Origin of the sequence: Kitasatospora sp. CM 4170, assembly GCF_032110285.1 — a bacterium.
Lineage (GTDB): Bacteria > Actinomycetota > Actinomycetes > Streptomycetales > Streptomycetaceae > Kitasatospora > Kitasatospora aburaviensis.
This window is the reverse complement of sequence record NZ_CP134877.1, coordinates 983,376-999,224: the sequence shown is the minus strand read 5'-3', so window position 1 is coordinate 999,224 and position 15,849 is coordinate 983,376. Positions and strand designations below refer to the sequence as shown.

Below are 15,849 nucleotides of genomic sequence, written 5' to 3'. Positions count from 1 at the left end.
GGGCCAGGTCAGGCGTCGGGCCAGGTCAGGAACCCTGCGGCGCGGGCGCTGCGGACCTGCCGGCGCAGCGGGGCGCGCCGCTCCCCGCCACCGGTGCCGCCGCCCCGGACCTGCCGGATCACGCTGTGCAGCAGCCGCGCCGGTGCGACGGCGGCCAGTTCGACCGTCCGCCCGCTGCCGAGCCAGGCGTGCTCCTCGGGCCGCAGCCCGGCGGGCAGCGGGCCCCGGTACGGCTGCGGTCCGCGCCCGGAGGTCAGGTGCAGGGTGGCGGCGTGCCGGGGGACCAGCCCCATCGAACGGACCCGCAGCGGGCCGTCCGGCGCCGCCGCGTACCCGGCCCGGACCTGTTCGAAGCAGGCCAGGCCGGACGGGCTGGCGTCGTGCAGGACGTGCACCACCGCGTCCCCGGCCCGCCGCAGCGCGGCCACCAGCCGTGGGTCGAGCGGCAGTTCGGCGGCGGGGACGATCGGGCAGGCGGCCTCCAGGTGCAGGTCGTTGGCGATCAGCATCCCGGTGATCTCCCGGCTCTGGCAGACCAGCAGCCGGGGCAGCCCGTAGTCGTAGAGGTCGCCCTCGGCGGCCGGCCGGCTCCCCGGCACCACCGGGGCCGACGCCGGCAGGAGGCCCGGCAGTTCGGCGCGCCGCCGCTCCACCGCCGCCGCGAACCGGGCGTACCGGACCGGTGGGGCCAGCGTGTACGGGATGCGGCGCGGCCCGGCGTGCAGCGGTTGCAGCACCCGGCAGAGCTCGTAGTACAGCTGGCGCTCGGTGAAGCGCAGGTCGCCGGGCGCCCCGGCCCGGTCGGCGGCGACGCTGAGCGCGCCGTCCAGCAGCGCTCCGAGCGGTCGGCCCAGCGGCCGCCCGGTGGGCGGGGGGACGGTCATCCGGCGTGCTCCTCGTCGGTCTCGGGCCAGGTCAGGAAGCCGACGGCGAGTGCCCGTCGGCGGGTCTCGGCAGGGGTCTCCGGGCGCGGCGCCGCCTTCTGCAGCGGGACCGGCGCGGCCGGGGCCGTCAGCTGCTCGGCGGCCCGGACAGCGGCGGCCATCAGGCGCTTCGGCGGCAGCGCGACAAGCGGGCTCCACCAGCCCTCGGCGTACCAGTCCCGCTCGGCCGAGCTCAGCCCGGGCACGTCGCGCACCAGCCGGGCCCGCACCTCCTCGGCGAGGAACGGGTCACGCAGGACGACGCACTTCGGCTCGGCGGCCAGCACCGCGCGGGCGGGCAGGCCGGCGTCCAGCACCCGGCGGCCGGGGAGCTGGGCGCGGGCGTCGGCGACCAGCAGGCAGCCCTGCGGGGAGGCGTCGTGCAGGACGGCCACGGGCAGGCCGTCCGGAAGCCCGCGCAGCCCGTCCGCCAGCAGCGCGCGGTGCTGCTGCGGGAAGCCGTTGGCGTGCAGGAAGGCGGTGACCGTCCGGTCGGGGCAGACCAGCACGAACGCGGGCTCGGCCGGCGGCGGTCCGGTGCGGACCAGGTCGTCCTCCACCAGCCCGGTGGGCAGCACGGCGTAGACGGCCTTCCACCGCCCGGCGACGGTGTCGTGGAAGTGGCCCGCGTCCCACCGCGGACGCACCGGCGCGGGCGGCGCGAGCTGGTCCGCGAGTACGTACTGGCGGACGGCGAGGCCGAGCAGCACCACACCGGCCAGCGCCAGCAACGCGATCAGACCGCCGTGCAGGGCGAGGGCGGCGACCAGCGCCGCGACGCCGAGCACGCTCAGGCAGCCCGCACTGCCGCGGCTGCCCCGGTAGAACGGGCCGGGGCGCCCGCGGCTCAGCAGCGCGTACCGCAACTGGTCCACCGTGCAGGTGAGTCGGCCGTCGTCGGTGATCCGCCGGACGGCCGTGCGGATCCGGATGTCGTGCAGTCCGGGCCCCTCGACCTTGGGGTCCAGGGCGAAGTCCTTGCGGCAGTAGTCGCACCTGTGCCCGGAACGGTCGCGCTGCCGAAGGTCCTTGGAGCAGTGCGGGCAGATCATCGCGCGGTCTCCAGCGTCGCGGCGAAGCGGCGCAGCCGGGCGGCCAGCCGCTCTCTCGGGGTGACGGTACCCGGCAGCCGGCTCCGCTCCACCTCCCGGAGTGCGGCGGCCAGCCGGACGTCCTGGCGCCGCTCGGCCTCCGCCGCGGTGATCGCGTAGTCCTCGTGGTCGATGCCGAAACCGGTGTTGGCGGCCAGGATGCTGAGCCGCGCCGCGCCGCGGTTGGCGAACGAGTGCGGCATCAGCTCGGGGATGCGGATCAGCAGACCGGGCGTCAGCGGGACGTCCACCACCCGGCGCCGCTCCTCGTCGTACAGCCCGCAGGACGCCGGGCCGAGGCTGAGCACCAGGTGCTCGCCGCCGTGGGCGTGCGGGGTGAACGCGCTGTGCGGCGCGACGATGCCCAGCTTGTAGGTCGCGTTGGACGGCCGCTCCGGCGAGGTCTTGGCGTCACCGACCAGGTAGTGGGCGAACTGGCCCTCGTCGATGAAGCGCAGCAGCTCCTCGCCGGCCTCCCCGTGCGCGCTGTCGGGGCCCAACTCCCGGGCGCCGTCCCGGTCGGCGAGCAGGACGCGGCCGTCCGGCCGCAGTTGGTACAGGTCCACCCCGGCGGGCAGCGGCCGCGCCAACCGCTCCAGCCCGCGCAGCCCGGATCGTACGGACATCGCCACCCACCCCCACGGTCGACCCACCCCTGCGGTGTCACCCGCGGTGACGCCGCCCGCCCGACGGCCGGTTCCCCGGCCGCAGCGGCGGAGGCGGATTCCGGGCGACGGAGGTGAACGGCACGGGTGAACGGCGCGGGTGGACGGGCCGCAGTGCCCCGGGAGGTTCGGCGTCCCCGGTGCTCGGCGGCCCAGGACGCTCAGCGGCCCCGGGTCACCACGAAGTCGGGCAGCGCCAGCAGGAACTCCCGTGCCTCGGCGGCCTCGTCGGACGGCTCGGCCGGCGTGGGCGCAGCCTCCATCACCTCGGCGATCTCGCGTTCGGCGGCGGCCACCAGCCCGTCCGCCGCCTCCCGGGCGCTCTCCACGCACCCGTACGCGGTCAGCCGCTCCGACAGCCAGCGGACCTCCTCCGCCGCGCCCGGGCCGCGCTGCGCCCGCGTCCCCTCCAGGTAGCGCTCGGTGCGGGCGCGCTCCGCCGGGGTGCAGCGCTCCAGCAGATGGATCAGCAGCAGCGTGCGCTTGCCCTCCCAGAGGTCCCCGGCGATCTCCTTGCCGTAGTCGGCCAGCGTGCCGACCAGGTTGAGCACGTCGTCCTGGATCTGGAAGGCCGCGCCCAGGTACCAGCCGAACCGGTCCAGCCGGGTGGCCTCGGTGTGGGCACCCTCGGCGACGAGCAGCCCGGCGCGGCAGGGGTAGAGGAAGGTGTACCAGGACGTCTTCTTGAGGCACATCCGGTAGTAGTCGGCGGGTACCAGGTCGCACGCGTTGTCCCGGATCCAGGCGATCTCCATCGCCTGCCCCTCCAGCGACTGGCGGCACATCAGCTCGGTCTCCTCGAACAGCCGCCAGGCCAGCTCGCCGCCGAGCTCCCGCCGGTTGGCCATCAGCCGGCGCAGCCCGAGGAGGTTGGTCGCGTTGCCGACGTTCAGCGCCACCTCGACCCCGTACGCGGCGGAGAGCGTCGGCAGGCCCCGGCGCAGCTCGCTGCCGTCCTGGATGTCGTCGTGGATCAGGAACGCGTTGTGGAACATCTCGACCGTCACCGCGGGGTTGAGCGCCCGCTCCGGCCGGCCGCCGAAGGCCTCGCAGGTGGCGAGGCAGAGCGCACCCCGCAGCCCCTTGCACGGCCGGACGGGGTAGTCGCCCGCCAGGTCGTACAGGTACGGCGGGCTCTGCTCGGGGATGTGCCGCAGCAACTCGGCGACGGTCCGCTCGCGGTAGCGGGCCAGGACCCGGTCGACCAGCGGCTCGGCGTCGGCGAGCGCCCGCGCCGGGCCCGTCACCCCTGCCGGCCTTCGGTGCCGTCGCCCGACCCGGCCTCCTCGCGCTCGGGGCCGAAGGTGGCGCGCAGCGACCGGTTGGCGAAGGCCGGCGCCAGGGCGCTCAGGTTGAGCAGCAGGTCGAGGATGTCGTGCGCGTTGGCGGTCAGCTGCCGGGTCTGCTCGGCGGCGTCGCCCCGGGTGCTGTCCTGGACCCGGGTGCTGACGGCGTCGATCAGCTGATGGGTGTTCTCGGAGACCCGGCGGACCAGGCGGTCGAACTCCTCCTCGTCGACGCGGTGTTCGGAGGTGAGCCGGGTCCCGGCCGCCTTCGCGTCCGCCAGCCCGGCGGCCAGCTCGCGCTCCAGCACCGCGGCGGCCTCCATCACCGCCCGCGAGCCCTGCTCGCCCAACTCACTGAACCGACCGGCGTCGGGCATGACTGACCTCCTGGTTCGCGCCCCGGACGGCCCGGGGCGGCGGGGCCGGCGGCAGGGCAGAGCGCCGCCTCGATCGCCGATCGTACCCGCTCGTGTGCGGAGCGTGGTCGGGACTCGCGCGGGGGAATCGCCCGTTCGTGGGGCGGGGGGCGCCCGCTCGCGGGCGCGGCTCGGGGTGCGGGACTCGCGCCGCTCGGGCGCGGGCGGTGGTCCGGGCGGGGCCCGGCGCGTCGCAGGCCGTCGCCGCCGCGGTCACTGGTAGTAGTTGCGTGGCTGCGCCGGGGGATCGTGTGGTGCCGGGCGGCCGACTCGACAAGGTGCGCGCCGCTGCCGCCGTGCTGCTCGCCGCGGTGCCCGGGTTCTGGACAAGGAGCGGTCATGGGTGGCAGGCAGCGCCGGCCGGGAGTGCGGAGCCCTCGGCCGGGCAGGGGTGCCGGGGCCGGCCGGGTGCCGGTGGACACCCGGGTGGAGATCGCCCGCCTGGAGGGCTACCTGGCCTGGGAGGCGGAGGTCTCGGCGGCCGATCGGGACGCCAAGGAGTTCGCCGCGCAGTTCTCCTGGCTGTCGCCCGGGGAGCGGGAGAGTCTCGAACAGGCCTATGCCGCCGAGCGGTTGCGCTACGCGGAGGACGTCGTCGACCGCGCCGTGGAGCGGTGCCGGCAGCTCGCCGCCCGCTACCGCGAGGAGTGTCGCAGGATCTGCGCCCGCTGGGCGGCGGTCTGCCTCTCCGTCGCGTTCGGCGTGGTGCTGCTCGCCGTGGTGCCGTTCGCGCTGCGCCCCTGACCGATCGTCCGTGCGCGGACCGGCCGACCCGCCGCCGGCCCGGAACGACGGGGCCCGCCGCACCTCGACGGTGCGGCGGGCCCCGGGCGTGCGCCGGCCGCGGATCAGTGGTGGCCGTGGCCGCTGGCGATCTCCTGGTGCTCCTCGGCGGTGGGCTTGGCGATCTGGCTGCCCTGGCCGTAGAAGCCGCGGGAGAGCTTGACCCGGGTGCGTTCGAGCAGGCCGACCTTGCGGGCCACGCCGTTCTCGTCCACCTCGGCCGGCAGCTTGTGCGGCTGCGGCTGCTCGTGCGAGGTGAGGGTGTACAGCCGGTCCTGCGGCAGCGGGGCGTGCACCTCGATGTACTCGCCGTGCTGGAGCCGCTGGATGACGCCGGTCTCCCGGCCGTGCAGCACCTTCTCCTTGTCCCGGCGCTGCAGGCCGAGGCACCACCGCTTGGTGATCACGAAGATCACCACGGGAACCACGAAGAAGCCGATCCGCGCGGCGTTGGTGATCGCGTTGATCGACAGGTCGAAGTGGGTGGCGAGCAGGTCGTTGCCGCCGGCGGCGAGCAGGACCAGGTAGAGGCTGACCCAGGCCGCACCGAACGCCGTGCGGACCGGCGCGTTGCGCGGGCGGTCCGCCATGTGGTGCTCGCCCCGGTCGCCGGTGATCCAGGCCTCCAGGAACGGGTAGCCCCAGATCGCCACCAGCACCAGCGGGAAGATCATCAGCGGGACGAACACCCCCATGTTGAGGGTGTGGCCCCACAGGCCGATCTCCCAGCCCGGCATGATGCGGATCAGGCCCTCGGAGTAGCCCATGTACCAGTCGGGCTGGGCGTCCGTGGAGACCTGGTCCGGCCGGTAGGGCCCGTACGCCCAGATCGGGTTCACGGTGGCGATGGCCGACATGAAGGCGACGACGCCGAACACCAGGAAGAAGAACCCGCCGGCCTTGGCCATGTAGACCGGCATCAGCGGCATGCCGACGACGTTCTGCTCGGTCCGGCCGGGCCCGGCGAACTGGGTGTGCTTGTGGTAGAAGACCAGGATCAGGTGGGCCACCAGCAGGCCGAGCATGATCCCCGGGATCAGCAGGATGTGCACGGTGAACAGCCGCGGCACGATGTCCATACCGGGGAACTGGCTGCCGAAGATGAAGAACATCAGGTAGGTGCCGACGATCGGCACGGCGAGGACCGCGCCCTCCATGAACCGGATGCCGGTGCCGGAGAGCAGGTCGTCGGGGAGCGAGTAGCCCATGAAGCCGTCGAACATGCCGAGGATGAGCAGCCCGGCTCCGAAGAGCCAGTTGATCTCGCGGGGCTTGCGGAACGCGCCGGTGAAGAAGACGCGCATCATGTGCACCAGCATGGCGGCTACGAAGACGATCGCCGACCAGTGGTGGATCTGCCGCATCAGCAGGCCGCCGCGGATGTCGAAGCTGATGTTCACCGTCGAGCGGTAGGCCTCGGACATCTCGATGCCCCGGAGCGGGATGTACTGCCCCTCGTAGATCACCTCGGCCATGGAGGGCTTGAAGAAGAGGGTCAGCCAGACACCCGTCAGGATGATGATGACGAAGGTGTACAGGCAGATCTCGCCCAGCATGAAGGACCAGTGGTCCGGGAAGATCTTGCGGATGTTCGACTTGGCAAGGGCGTAGATCCCCAGCCTGCCGTCGGTCCAGTCGGCGAGGGCCTCGGCCTTGTTGGCGGGCTCGGCCCGCGTGCTGGTGACCGGTCCCGGGCTCGACTGCTGGTCGGCCCTCACGACGGGCTCCCCGGCGTCCGCTGCGAACCGACCGGGGAGCCTGCCTGCGGGGCTGCCGGCCGGCGGAGTGTTGTGATCATGGGACCTCTCGATGCGGGGCGGCCGGGGGGCCCGGCGTCGCGGATCCGCCGATCCGCCGGCCCCGTTGCTCAAAGTGATGGAGCGCTTACTCTGCCATGCTGTCGGCAGCGGGGCGCCTGTGCACGTCCATCGGCCCGTCCGGCGGCTCGTGTCGGCCCGTGCGGGGGGTCTTCACGCCGTTCGGCCGCCGGTGTGGGGCGCCGGGGGCCGCCCGAGTGCTGGTGGCGTCTCGCTGAATCGTTTCGCCGCGCGCCGTGCGCCGGGAAGGCGTGGTCGCCGTCCTACGCTGCGCCAATGGTGGATCACCGTGAACTCTTCGAGGACGTGACCGCGACCCTGGCCCACGCCGGGTTCGACACCGGGCGGGGGCCGTCGGGCCTGCGGATCGGCCACCGGCCGCAGGGCGTGGTGGTCGGCTGGACGCCGACGGAGGCGTGGGCCGACGACCCGTCCGGTCGGCCGGACGGCGTGGACTGGAGGGAAGGCGTCGATGGGGCGGACGTCGCAGCGGGCCCGCTCCCGGCCGAGGGCGTCCGGGCGGCGGTGAGCGGTGCCGTCGCCGTGGTGCTGCGGGCCTCCGGCTACCAGGTGACCGAGACCGGGGCCGACAGCCTGCTGGTCACCGCCGGTCCGCCGCGGGCCGAGACCGCGCCCGATCCGCGGGCCGAGCCGGCCGGCGTCCCCGAGCAGTGGTGGGGCTGACGGCGGCGGCGCCGGAGCCGGGGGCCGAGCCGTAACAGCGCCCGCAGCCGCGCCGGTGGTCGCTCCGGTGGTCGCGCCGCGTCAGTCCGCGGAGGCGGCGCGGCGGGAGGGCAGGAGCTCCGCGATGTCGTGCGGGAGCACGGCGGCGATCTTGTCCATCAGCTCCGGTGCGAGCGCCGCGTCCAGGACTTCGAGGACGGCGGCCGACTCCAGGATCCCGCCGTCGTCGCTCGTCCCCGCCCGGGCCGCGACCCGGCCGGCGAAGACCGCCAGGCTGAACCGCTCGCCGGAGGCGTGCGCCAGACCGTGCTCCTCGGCCTGGTGCGCGGCCTCCCGGACGGGGGTCGCCAGCTCGGGCGGCAGCTGGGCGGCGACGTGGGTGGCGAGCCCGGCCGGAAGGCGCTCGCCCAGCGTCTGCAGGACGGCTGCGGTGGCGCGTGCGGCGGCGGCCCGGTCCGGCAGACCCGTGAGCTGCTGCACGGTGGCGATGATCTCGTCGTACTTCATGGCCGAGTCCCCTTCCGCCCGCCCCGGCGAAGCTCTGTCTGCGAGGCTACGCCGCCCACTTCGAGGCCTGCCACAGCACGGTGCGCACCGGTGGCCGGGCCGGCCGGTCCGGCGCCCGGCTCCCCGGGCGGGACCGCCACGGCCCGATCGTGGGCTCGCCCGACCGGGTGAACGCGTCTGCGGCACCGCCTATGGTGGAAGGGCACGGCAGACGCGGGCGCAAGGAGCGGATCCCGATGGAGCGTCGCATGCCGAAGAACGACGACCGGACGGCCGAGCCCGGCGCGCTGACCGTCTCCGCCCGCCCCTGGGTCGGCGGGACGGTGCTGGCCCTGCACGGCGAGCTGGACATCGACTCCGTCGACCTCCTGCGCACCGCACTCGATTCCGCGCTGGTGACCGCCGGTACGACCGTGGTGATCGACTGCGGCGATCTGGAGTTCTGCGACTCCACCGGCCTGAACGCGATGCTGCGCGCGCGGACGGTCGCCGACGCCGGCGGCAGCCGGATCGAACTCGCGCGCCCCCGCCCGCTCGTCCTGCGGATGCTCGAACTCACCGGCGCCGGCGACGCCTTCCGGATCCGCGACGAGCCGCCCGCCTGACCGGCCGGCCTACCGACCGGCCGTCCCGCCGCGCCGGTCGACGGCAGGCGCGGCACGGGCGCGGTCCGCGCCGCCGGATCGGTGCCGGACGGTCCGCCTCCGCCGCCTGTCACCGCGCACGAACCGATGGCACAGTGGTAGCTGGGGCGGCGCAGCCGGCCCCGCGGCCCGGTGGCGTCCGGACGGCCCGCCCCGCCGTACGGCCGATCCGGAGGACGGTACCCGTGAGCGATGCACCGGTGACGCCCCCGTACGGGCACGGGCCCGTGCCCGAGGACGCCGAGCAGCGGGCCCGGGCCGCCGACCAGGGGCTGCGGCAGCTGCTGGCCGGGCTGACGGCGGTGCGCGACGGCGACTTCCGCACCCGGCTGGCCCCCGGGCAGCCCGGCGTGCTCGGGGAGATCGCCGACGTCTTCAACGGCATGGCCGACCAGCTCTCCCGGGTCGCCGCCGAGGTGACCAGGGTGGCCCGCGAGGTGGGCACCGACGGCCGGCTCGGCGGGCAGGCCGACGTCCGGGACGTCTCCGGGACGTGGCTCGACCTCACCGACTCCGTCAACGCGATGGCGGGGAACCTGACCTGGCAGGTGCGCAACATCGCGCAGGTGACCACGGCGGTGGCCCGCGGCGACCTCACCCAGAAGATCGAGGTGGACGCGCGCGGCGAGATCCTGGAGCTGAAGATCACCGTCAACACCATGGTCGACCAGCTCTCCTCGTTCGCCGACGAGGTGACCAGGGTGGCCCGGGAGGTGGGCACCGACGGGCGGCTCGGCGGGCAGGCGCAGGTCCCCGCGGTGGCCGGCACCTGGCGCGACCTGACCGACTCGGTCAACTCCATGGCGGGCAACCTCACCAGCCAGGTCCGGGCGATCGCCCAGGTGGCGACCGCCGTCGCCGAGGGCGACCTGACCCAGAAGGTCTCGGTCGCGGCCCGCGGCGAGATCCTGGAGCTGAAGACGACCATCAACACGATGGTCGACCGGCTGTCCTCGTTCGCCGGCGAGGTGACCAGGGTGGCCCGGGAGGTGGGCACCGACGGGCGGCTCGGCGGGCAGGCCGACGTCCGGGACGTCTCCGGGACGTGGCGGGACCTCACCGAGTCCGTCAACGTCATGGCGGAGAACCTCACCGCGCAGGTGCGCTCGATCGCCGAGGTCACCACCGCGGTCGCCGAGGGCGACCTCACCCAGAAGATCCGGGTCGACGCCAGGGGCGAGATCCTGGAGCTCAAGGAGACCATCAACACGATGGTCGACCAGCTGTCCGCCTTCGCCGACGAGGTGACCAGGGTGGCCCGGGAGGTCGGCACCGCCGGGAACCTCGGGGGCCAGGCCACCGTCCGCGGCGTCTCCGGCACCTGGAAGGACCTCACCGACAACGTCAACGTGATGGCCTCCAACCTCACCGGGCAGGTCCGCTCGATGTCCGAGGTGGCCACCGCCGTCGCCCGGGGCGACCTCTCCCGGAAGGTCACCATCGAGGCGAAGGGCGAGGTGGCCGCCCTCGCCGACGCGATCAACACCATGGTGGACACCCTGTCGGCCTTCGCGGGCGAGGTGACCAGGGTGGCCCGCGAGGTCGGCACCGAGGGCATCCTCGGCGGCCAGGCCCGGGTGCCGAACGTCGCCGGAACGTGGAAGGACCTCACCGAGAACGTCAACTCGATGGCGACCAACCTCACCAACCAGGTCCGCAACATCGCCCAGGTCACCACCGCGGTCGCCAACGGCGACCTCACCCGCAAGATCGACGTGGACGCGCGCGGCGAGATCCTGGAGCTGAAGACCACCATCAACACGATGGTGGACACCCTTTCGGCCTTCGCCGCCGAGGTCACCCGGGTGGCCCGCGAGGTCGGCAGCGAGGGCCGGCTCGGCGGGCAGGCCGAGGTCGAGGGCGTCTCCGGCACCTGGAAGCGGCTCACCGAGAACGTCAACGGCCTGGCCGGCAACCTCACCCGGCAGGTCCGCGCGATCGCCGAGGTCACCAGCGCCGTCGCCGCCGGCGACCTCACCCGCTCGATCACCGTCGACGCCTCAGGCGAGGTCGCCGACCTCAAGGACAACATCAACGCGATGGTCGGCTCGCTGCGCGAGACCACCCGCGCCAACCAGGAGCAGGACTGGCTCAAGACCAACCTCGCCCGCTTCTCCGCCGCCATCCAGGGCCGGCGCGACATCCGGGCCGTCGCCGAGATGATCACCGACGAGCTCACGCCGCTGGTGGGTGCCCAGTTCGGCGCGTTCTACCTCGTCGAGGAGGCGCCGGGCGGCACCGAACTCGCCCTGATCAGCAGCTACGGCCGCCCGGCGGGCGAGGGGCCGCAGCGGGTGCGGCTCGGCGAGTCGCTGGTCGGGCAGGCCGCCCGCAGCCGCCGCGAGATCACCGTCGACGACCTGCCGCCCGGCTACGCCACCGTCGCCTCCGGGGCCGGCCGGGCGGACGCCCGCTCCCTGGTCGTGTTGCCGATCGCCCTGGAGGAGTGGCTGATCGGGGTACTGGAGTTCGCCTCGGTGCACGCGTTCACCCAGGTCCACCTGGACTTCCTGGCCCAGTTCGCCGAGGCCTGCGGGGTCAACATCGGCACCCTGCTGGCCAACGCCCGGACCGACGAGCTGCTCGGCGAGTCCCAGCGGCTGACCGCCGAACTCCAGGACCGCTCGGAGGAGTTGCAGCAGGGGCAGGAGGAGCTGCGGCGCTCCAACGCGGAGTTGGAGGAGAAGGCCGCACTGCTGGCGGAGCGCAACCGCGACATCGAGGCCAAGAACCTGGAGATCGAACAGGGCCGTCAGGAGCTGGAGGAACGGGCCCGGCAGCTCACCCTCGCCTCGATGTACAAGTCCGAGTTCCTGGCCAACATGAGCCACGAACTGCGCACCCCGCTCAACAGCCTGCTCATCCTCGCCCAGTTGCTCGCCCAGAACTCCAGCGGCAACCTGACGGCCAAGCAGGTCGAGTACGCGGGCGTCATCCACTCGGCCGGCTCCGACCTGCTCCAGCTCATCAACGACATCCTCGACCTCTCCAAGGTCGAAGCCGGGAAGATGGAGCTCACCCCGGAGCCGTTCCCCGTCCGCGAGCTGTTGGAGTACGTCGACTCCGTGTTCCGGCCGCTCGCCGACCAGAAGGACCTGGCCTTCACCGTCACCGTCGACCCCGCCGTTCCGGCCGAACTCGTCACCGATCAGGCCCGGTTGCGACAGGTCCTGCGCAACCTGATCTCCAACGCGGTCAAGTTCACCGACGTCGGCCAGGTCGAGCTGCGGATCGAGCACGCCACCGGGGTCGACCTGCCGAAGGAACTCGGCCACGCCACGGCGGCCGTGGCCTTCCGGGTCGAGGACACCGGGGTCGGCATCGCCCCCGAGCACCTGGACGCCGTCTTCGGTGCGTTCCAGCAGGCCGACGGCACCACCAGCCGCCGCTACGGCGGAACCGGCCTCGGGCTCTCGATCAGCCGCGAACTGGCCCGGCTGCTCGGCGGCACCATCACCATCCGCTCCGTCGTCGGCGAGGGCAGCTGCTTCACCCTCTACCTGCCGGTCGGCCCGCAGGAGACCGCGGCGCGGCCGGCCCCGGAAGGTGCGGGCGCGGGCGCGGGCGAGGCGGCCGGCCCGGCGGCGGACGAGGCGAACGCGGCGGGGCCGGCGGCAGCGGAGCCGGCAGCCGGGAGTGCTCCGCAGGCGCTCGTGGTCGAGCCGGAGCCGCCCGGCCTGCTCACCCTGCTCGCCCACAGTGCGGCGGCCGCACCCGGCGAGCGGACGGCCCCGGCCCGGATCCGCAGCGTCGGGCACCCGGCCGAGCTGCGCGCCGCGCTCGGCGACGGGCCCTACCGGTGCGTCGTCCTCGACGTCGGCGGCTCCGCCGACCTCGCCCGGGAGGCGCTCGCCGCCCTGGCCGAGCGCGGCGAGGAGACCGCCGGGGAGGAGGGGCGCGGGGACGGGTGGCCCGTGCTGCTCGGGTACCGTGGCAATGGTGAAGCCGGCGGGGCAGCGGAGCCCGACTCCGGCTGGGACGGTGTCGAACTCATCGCCGGACTGGACGAGTTGCGCGATCGGATGGCCGCCTGCCTGGGCGGCGCACGGCGGTCCGACACCGCCGCGGTCGGTGCCCCGGACGGTGCCACGGGCCGCGCCCCGGCCGACGAACCGCTCGCCGGCCGCACGGTGCTCATCGTCGACGACGACGTGCGCAACGTCTTCGCCCTCACCTCGGCCCTGGAGGAGCGCGGCGTCTCCGTCCTGCACGCCGCCGACGGCCGGGCCGGGATCGACCTGCTGCGCGCCCACCCCGAGACCGCGGTGGTCCTGATGGACGTGATGATGCCCGGCCTGGACGGCTACGCCGCGATCGCCGCCATCCGCGCCGACGAGCGGCTGGCCCGGGTCCCGATCATCACCGTCACCGCCAAGGCGATGCCCGGTGACCGCGACAAGAGCCTGGCCGCCGGCGCCGACGACCACGTCACCAAGCCGGTCGACACACCCGCACTGCTCGACCGGATGCGCGACCGGCTGGCACCGCCATGACCGGCGTGGCCGGGCGGCAGGCCGACGAGCCCGCCACGGCCGTGGTCGCCCGCGAGCTCGCCGAAACCGTCCGCCGGCTCCAGCAGGACCTCGACCGGCTGCGCGCCGAGGAGCCCGGCCGCTCGGCGGTGGACCTCGCGACCGGCATCCTCGCCGAGCGGTTGCGCTGTTCCCCCGACGAGGCGGCCGTCCATCTCGCCCGGCTCGCCAGGGAGGCCGGGGTGCGGCCCGCCGACCTCGCCGCGGACATCGCCGGCCGTCCCGGGGCAACGGTCGGGGGCCACGCGGCCGCGGCGGGGCGCCGCTCCGACGACGAGGCCCCTGCGGCATCCGGGACACCACCCGGCGACCGGCTGGCGGGCCCGGCGAGCCTCCCGCCGGCCCCGGCCCTGGCCGCCGTCCCCGACCTGCAGCAGGCCGCCGAGGCGGTGCTCGACCAGACCGCCCGACCGCTGGGGAGCAGCGCCGTCGCGATCTGGCAGCAGCTGCCCGGGGGTGTCCTCGTGCTCGCCGCCCACGCCGGAATCGGCGCCGCGGAGGCCGAGAACTGGAGTCGGGTGCCTCCGGGCGTCGACACCCCCGCCGGCCGCGTCGTCCGCTCCGGCCGGGCGCTCTGGCCGGAGCCGGCCGGCGGTGCGGCCGGCGCCGGGGCGGTGGACGCCGCGGGGAGGCCCGAGGGCCCGGGCGCGGCGGAGGAGCCGGGGGCGCTGAACGGCCCCGGGGCGGTGGCGAGTCAGGCCCGGGCGGGAGAGGCGGAGCGGGCGGCAGGAGCGGAGTGGGGGAGCGGTGCCCGGGAGCGGGCCGAGGACCCGGGAGCCCCGGCCCCACGGGGCCCCGGCGACCGCGCCGTCCTCCCACTGATCGACGGCGGCCGCTGCCGCGGCGCCCTGGAGCTCCGGTGGCCGGGACCGGCCCCCGCACTCACCCAGTCGCTGCGCCGGCAGCTGCACGCCCTCGCCGAACTCTGCGCCGGCCTGCTCGGCGAGAGCGCCCCGGCCGGCCCGGCGGGCCCCGAGGCCACCGCCGACCGGGCGGGGCAGCTGCTCGACGGCCTGCTCACCCCCGGTCTGCTGCTCGCCCCGGTGCTCCGCGACGGCGAGCTCGTCGACTTCCGGATCGACCAGGTCAACGCCAACTTCCGCGACCCGCTCGGCCGCCCGCGGACCGCGCTGGAGGGCACCACGCTGCTGGAGAGCTATCCGACCGCCTCCGCCACCGGCCTCTTCGACCGGCTGCAGCACGCCCACCGCACCGGCGAGCCCCAGCCGGCCGAGCTCCTGCACCTGGTCTTCCAGAGCGGCTCCACCCCGCTGCCCGCGACCGTGCGGATCGCGGTCGCCCCGTGGGGCCGGCGCCTCCTGGCCAGCTGGCAGGTGGAGAGCGACCGCTCCGGGGAGGGCGACCAGGCCGCGCTGCTCCGCCAGGCCCAGCGGATCGCCCGGGTCTGCGGCTTCGAGGAGCACGCGGCCACCGGCCGGATCCTGTGGAACGAAGGCCTGCGCGAGATCTACGGCCTGCCCGCCGAGGCCGACCCCGTTCCGCTCGCGCGGCTGGCCGACCACGTCCACCCGGACGACGCGCCCGCCGTACGGCGGCTGCTCGACTCCGTGCAGCGGCGGCACCGCACCTCCGCCGCCGTCTTCCGGCTGGTCCACCCGGACGGCACCCAGCGCTACACCCGGGTCGTCGCCGAGCCCGTTCTGGACGAGGCGCGGCGGGTGACCGGCGTCCGCGGCGCGTACCAGGACGTGTCGTCCCAGCGCTGGACGGAGGTCGCGCTCGGGGCCACCCGGGAGCGGCTGGCCGACAGCGAGCAGGAGACGGCCGAGAGCGAACAGCTCGCCCTCCGGCTCCAGCAGGCGATCCTGCCGGCCGAACCGCCGCCGCTCGGCGCCACCGGCCTGAGCGCCGCCGTCCGCTACCGCCCGGCCGCCAAGCGCGACCGGGTGGGCGGTGACTGGTACGACGTCATGCCCCTGCCCGGGGGGCGGGTCCTGCTGGCCGTCGGCGACGTGGCCGGCCACGGCGTCGGCGCGGCCACCGGCATGGTGGCGCTCCGGCACGCGCTGCGTGGTCTCGCCGTCACCGGCGTGGGGCCCGGCCGGCTGCTGGAGTGGGTCAACACCCTCGCGTTCCTCGATCCGGCGCAGGTCACCGCCACCGCCGCGTGCGTCCTCATCGACCCGGCGGCCGGCGAGATCCGCTGGGCCCGGGCCGGGCACCTGCCGCCGATCCGGCTCGGTGCGGACGGCGCGCACGTCCTGCCGCAGCCGCTCGGAGTGCTGCTCGGTGCCCTGGAGGACGCGGAGTACGAGGAGTCCACGGCGCGGCTGGCATCGGGGGAGGTCCTGCTGCTCTACACCGACGGTCTGGTGGAGCGGCGGGACCTCTCGGTCGAGGAGTCGGTCGACCAGCTGCTGCGGGCGGCGGGCGCACCCGGCGCCGACCTGGAGCGCTACCTGGACCTCCTGCTGGAGGTCAGTCCGTCCGACACCGACGACGACACCTGCCTGATCGCCGTCCGGGTGGAGTGAGCGGCC

The 15,849-nt window shown here is 74.9% G+C and carries 12 protein-coding genes; 5 read left to right on the top strand and 7 right to left on the bottom strand.

Annotated features, from left to right (window positions below; all coding sequences use genetic code 11):
- Positions 1-8: 8 nt before the first annotated feature.
- From RMN57_RS04330 to RMN57_RS04310, 5 genes are all read right to left on the bottom strand, one after another.
- Positions 9-884, bottom strand: a complete 876-nt coding sequence (locus RMN57_RS04330; RefSeq protein WP_313762020.1) for a hypothetical protein — start codon at positions 882-884, stop codon at positions 9-11.
- Complete coding sequence (locus RMN57_RS04325) at positions 881-1,975, bottom strand: hypothetical protein (protein ID WP_313762019.1); 1,095 nt, start codon at positions 1,973-1,975, stop codon at positions 881-883. The genes RMN57_RS04330 and RMN57_RS04325 overlap by 4 nt, the downstream gene beginning before the upstream one ends.
- The gene (locus tag RMN57_RS04320) at positions 1,972-2,640 is read right to left on the bottom strand and encodes a cupin domain-containing protein (RefSeq protein WP_313762018.1); all 669 of its coding nucleotides are present in this window, start codon (positions 2,638-2,640) and stop codon (positions 1,972-1,974) included. Before RMN57_RS04320 ends, RMN57_RS04325 begins: the two co-directional genes overlap by 4 nt.
- A gap of 200 nt (positions 2,641-2,840) precedes the next feature.
- The gene (locus RMN57_RS04315; protein WP_313762017.1) at positions 2,841-3,926 is read right to left on the bottom strand and encodes a polyprenyl synthetase family protein; all 1,086 of its coding nucleotides are present in this window, start codon (positions 3,924-3,926) and stop codon (positions 2,841-2,843) included.
- Positions 3,923-4,342, bottom strand: coding sequence for a hypothetical protein (locus RMN57_RS04310; RefSeq protein ID WP_313762016.1), 420 nt, complete (start codon positions 4,340-4,342; stop codon positions 3,923-3,925). Before RMN57_RS04310 ends, RMN57_RS04315 begins: the two co-directional genes overlap by 4 nt.
- Before the next feature lie 378 nt (positions 4,343-4,720).
- Here RMN57_RS04310 and RMN57_RS04305 point away from each other — a divergent pair, with 378 nt between their 5' ends.
- Positions 4,721-5,125 carry a hypothetical protein gene (locus tag RMN57_RS04305; RefSeq protein WP_313762015.1) on the top strand — a complete coding sequence of 135 codons (405 nt, stop codon included), beginning with the start codon at positions 4,721-4,723 and terminating at the stop codon, positions 5,123-5,125.
- Between the two features lie 104 nt (positions 5,126-5,229).
- Here RMN57_RS04305 and RMN57_RS04300 read toward each other — a convergent pair whose 3' ends face one another.
- Positions 5,230-6,882: a ubiquinol-cytochrome c reductase cytochrome b subunit gene (locus RMN57_RS04300; protein ID WP_313762014.1), complete on the bottom strand. Its 1,653-nt coding sequence runs from the start codon at positions 6,880-6,882 to the stop codon at positions 5,230-5,232.
- Between the two features lie 375 nt (positions 6,883-7,257).
- On the opposite strand from RMN57_RS04300, the gene RMN57_RS04295 reads away from it, so the two are divergent.
- On the top strand, positions 7,258-7,665 hold the full coding sequence (locus tag RMN57_RS04295) for a hypothetical protein (protein ID WP_313762013.1): 408 nt from the start codon (positions 7,258-7,260) through the stop codon (positions 7,663-7,665).
- Positions 7,666-7,746: 81 nt separating this feature from the next.
- Here the strand turns inward: RMN57_RS04295 and RMN57_RS04290 are convergent, their stop codons facing one another.
- Positions 7,747-8,172, bottom strand: a complete 426-nt coding sequence (locus RMN57_RS04290) for a DUF2267 domain-containing protein (RefSeq protein WP_313762012.1) — start codon at positions 8,170-8,172, stop codon at positions 7,747-7,749.
- 248 nt (positions 8,173-8,420) lie between these two features.
- Here RMN57_RS04290 and RMN57_RS04285 point away from each other — a divergent pair, with 248 nt between their 5' ends.
- The 3 genes from RMN57_RS04285 (at position 8,421) to RMN57_RS04275 (ending at position 15,843) form a co-directional block, all read left to right on the top strand.
- Positions 8,421-8,777: an STAS domain-containing protein gene (locus tag RMN57_RS04285; RefSeq protein ID WP_313762011.1), complete on the top strand. Its 357-nt coding sequence runs from the start codon at positions 8,421-8,423 to the stop codon at positions 8,775-8,777.
- 266 nt (positions 8,778-9,043) lie between these two features.
- The gene (locus RMN57_RS04280; RefSeq protein WP_313767709.1) at positions 9,044-13,309 is read left to right on the top strand and encodes a HAMP domain-containing protein; all 4,266 of its coding nucleotides are present in this window, start codon (positions 9,044-9,046) and stop codon (positions 13,307-13,309) included.
- Positions 13,310-13,314: 5 nt separating this feature from the next.
- Positions 13,315-15,843, top strand: a complete 2,529-nt coding sequence (locus tag RMN57_RS04275) for a SpoIIE family protein phosphatase (protein WP_313762010.1) — start codon at positions 13,315-13,317, stop codon at positions 15,841-15,843.
- The last annotated feature ends 6 nt before the right edge of the window (positions 15,844-15,849 follow it).

Excerpts from the sequence above, each read along its gene's own strand:
- RMN57_RS04330 (WP_313762020.1), bottom strand. The coding sequence starts at position 884 with ATGACCGTCCCCCCGCCCACCGGGCGGCCGCTGGGCCGACCGCTCGGA.
- RMN57_RS04325 (WP_313762019.1), bottom strand. The coding sequence starts at position 1,975 with ATGATCTGCCCGCACTGCTCCAAGGACCTTCGGCAGCGCGACCGTTCC.
- RMN57_RS04320 (WP_313762018.1), bottom strand. The coding sequence starts at position 2,640 with ATGTCCGTACGATCCGGGCTGCGCGGGCTGGAGCGGTTGGCGCGGCCG.
- RMN57_RS04310 (WP_313762016.1), bottom strand. The coding sequence starts at position 4,342 with ATGCCCGACGCCGGTCGGTTCAGTGAGTTGGGCGAGCAGGGCTCGCGG.
- RMN57_RS04305 (WP_313762015.1), top strand. The coding sequence starts at position 4,721 with ATGGGTGGCAGGCAGCGCCGGCCGGGAGTGCGGAGCCCTCGGCCGGGC.
- RMN57_RS04295 (WP_313762013.1), top strand. The coding sequence starts at position 7,258 with ATGGTGGATCACCGTGAACTCTTCGAGGACGTGACCGCGACCCTGGCC.
- RMN57_RS04290 (WP_313762012.1), bottom strand. The coding sequence starts at position 8,172 with ATGAAGTACGACGAGATCATCGCCACCGTGCAGCAGCTCACGGGTCTG.
- RMN57_RS04285 (WP_313762011.1), top strand. The coding sequence starts at position 8,421 with ATGCCGAAGAACGACGACCGGACGGCCGAGCCCGGCGCGCTGACCGTC.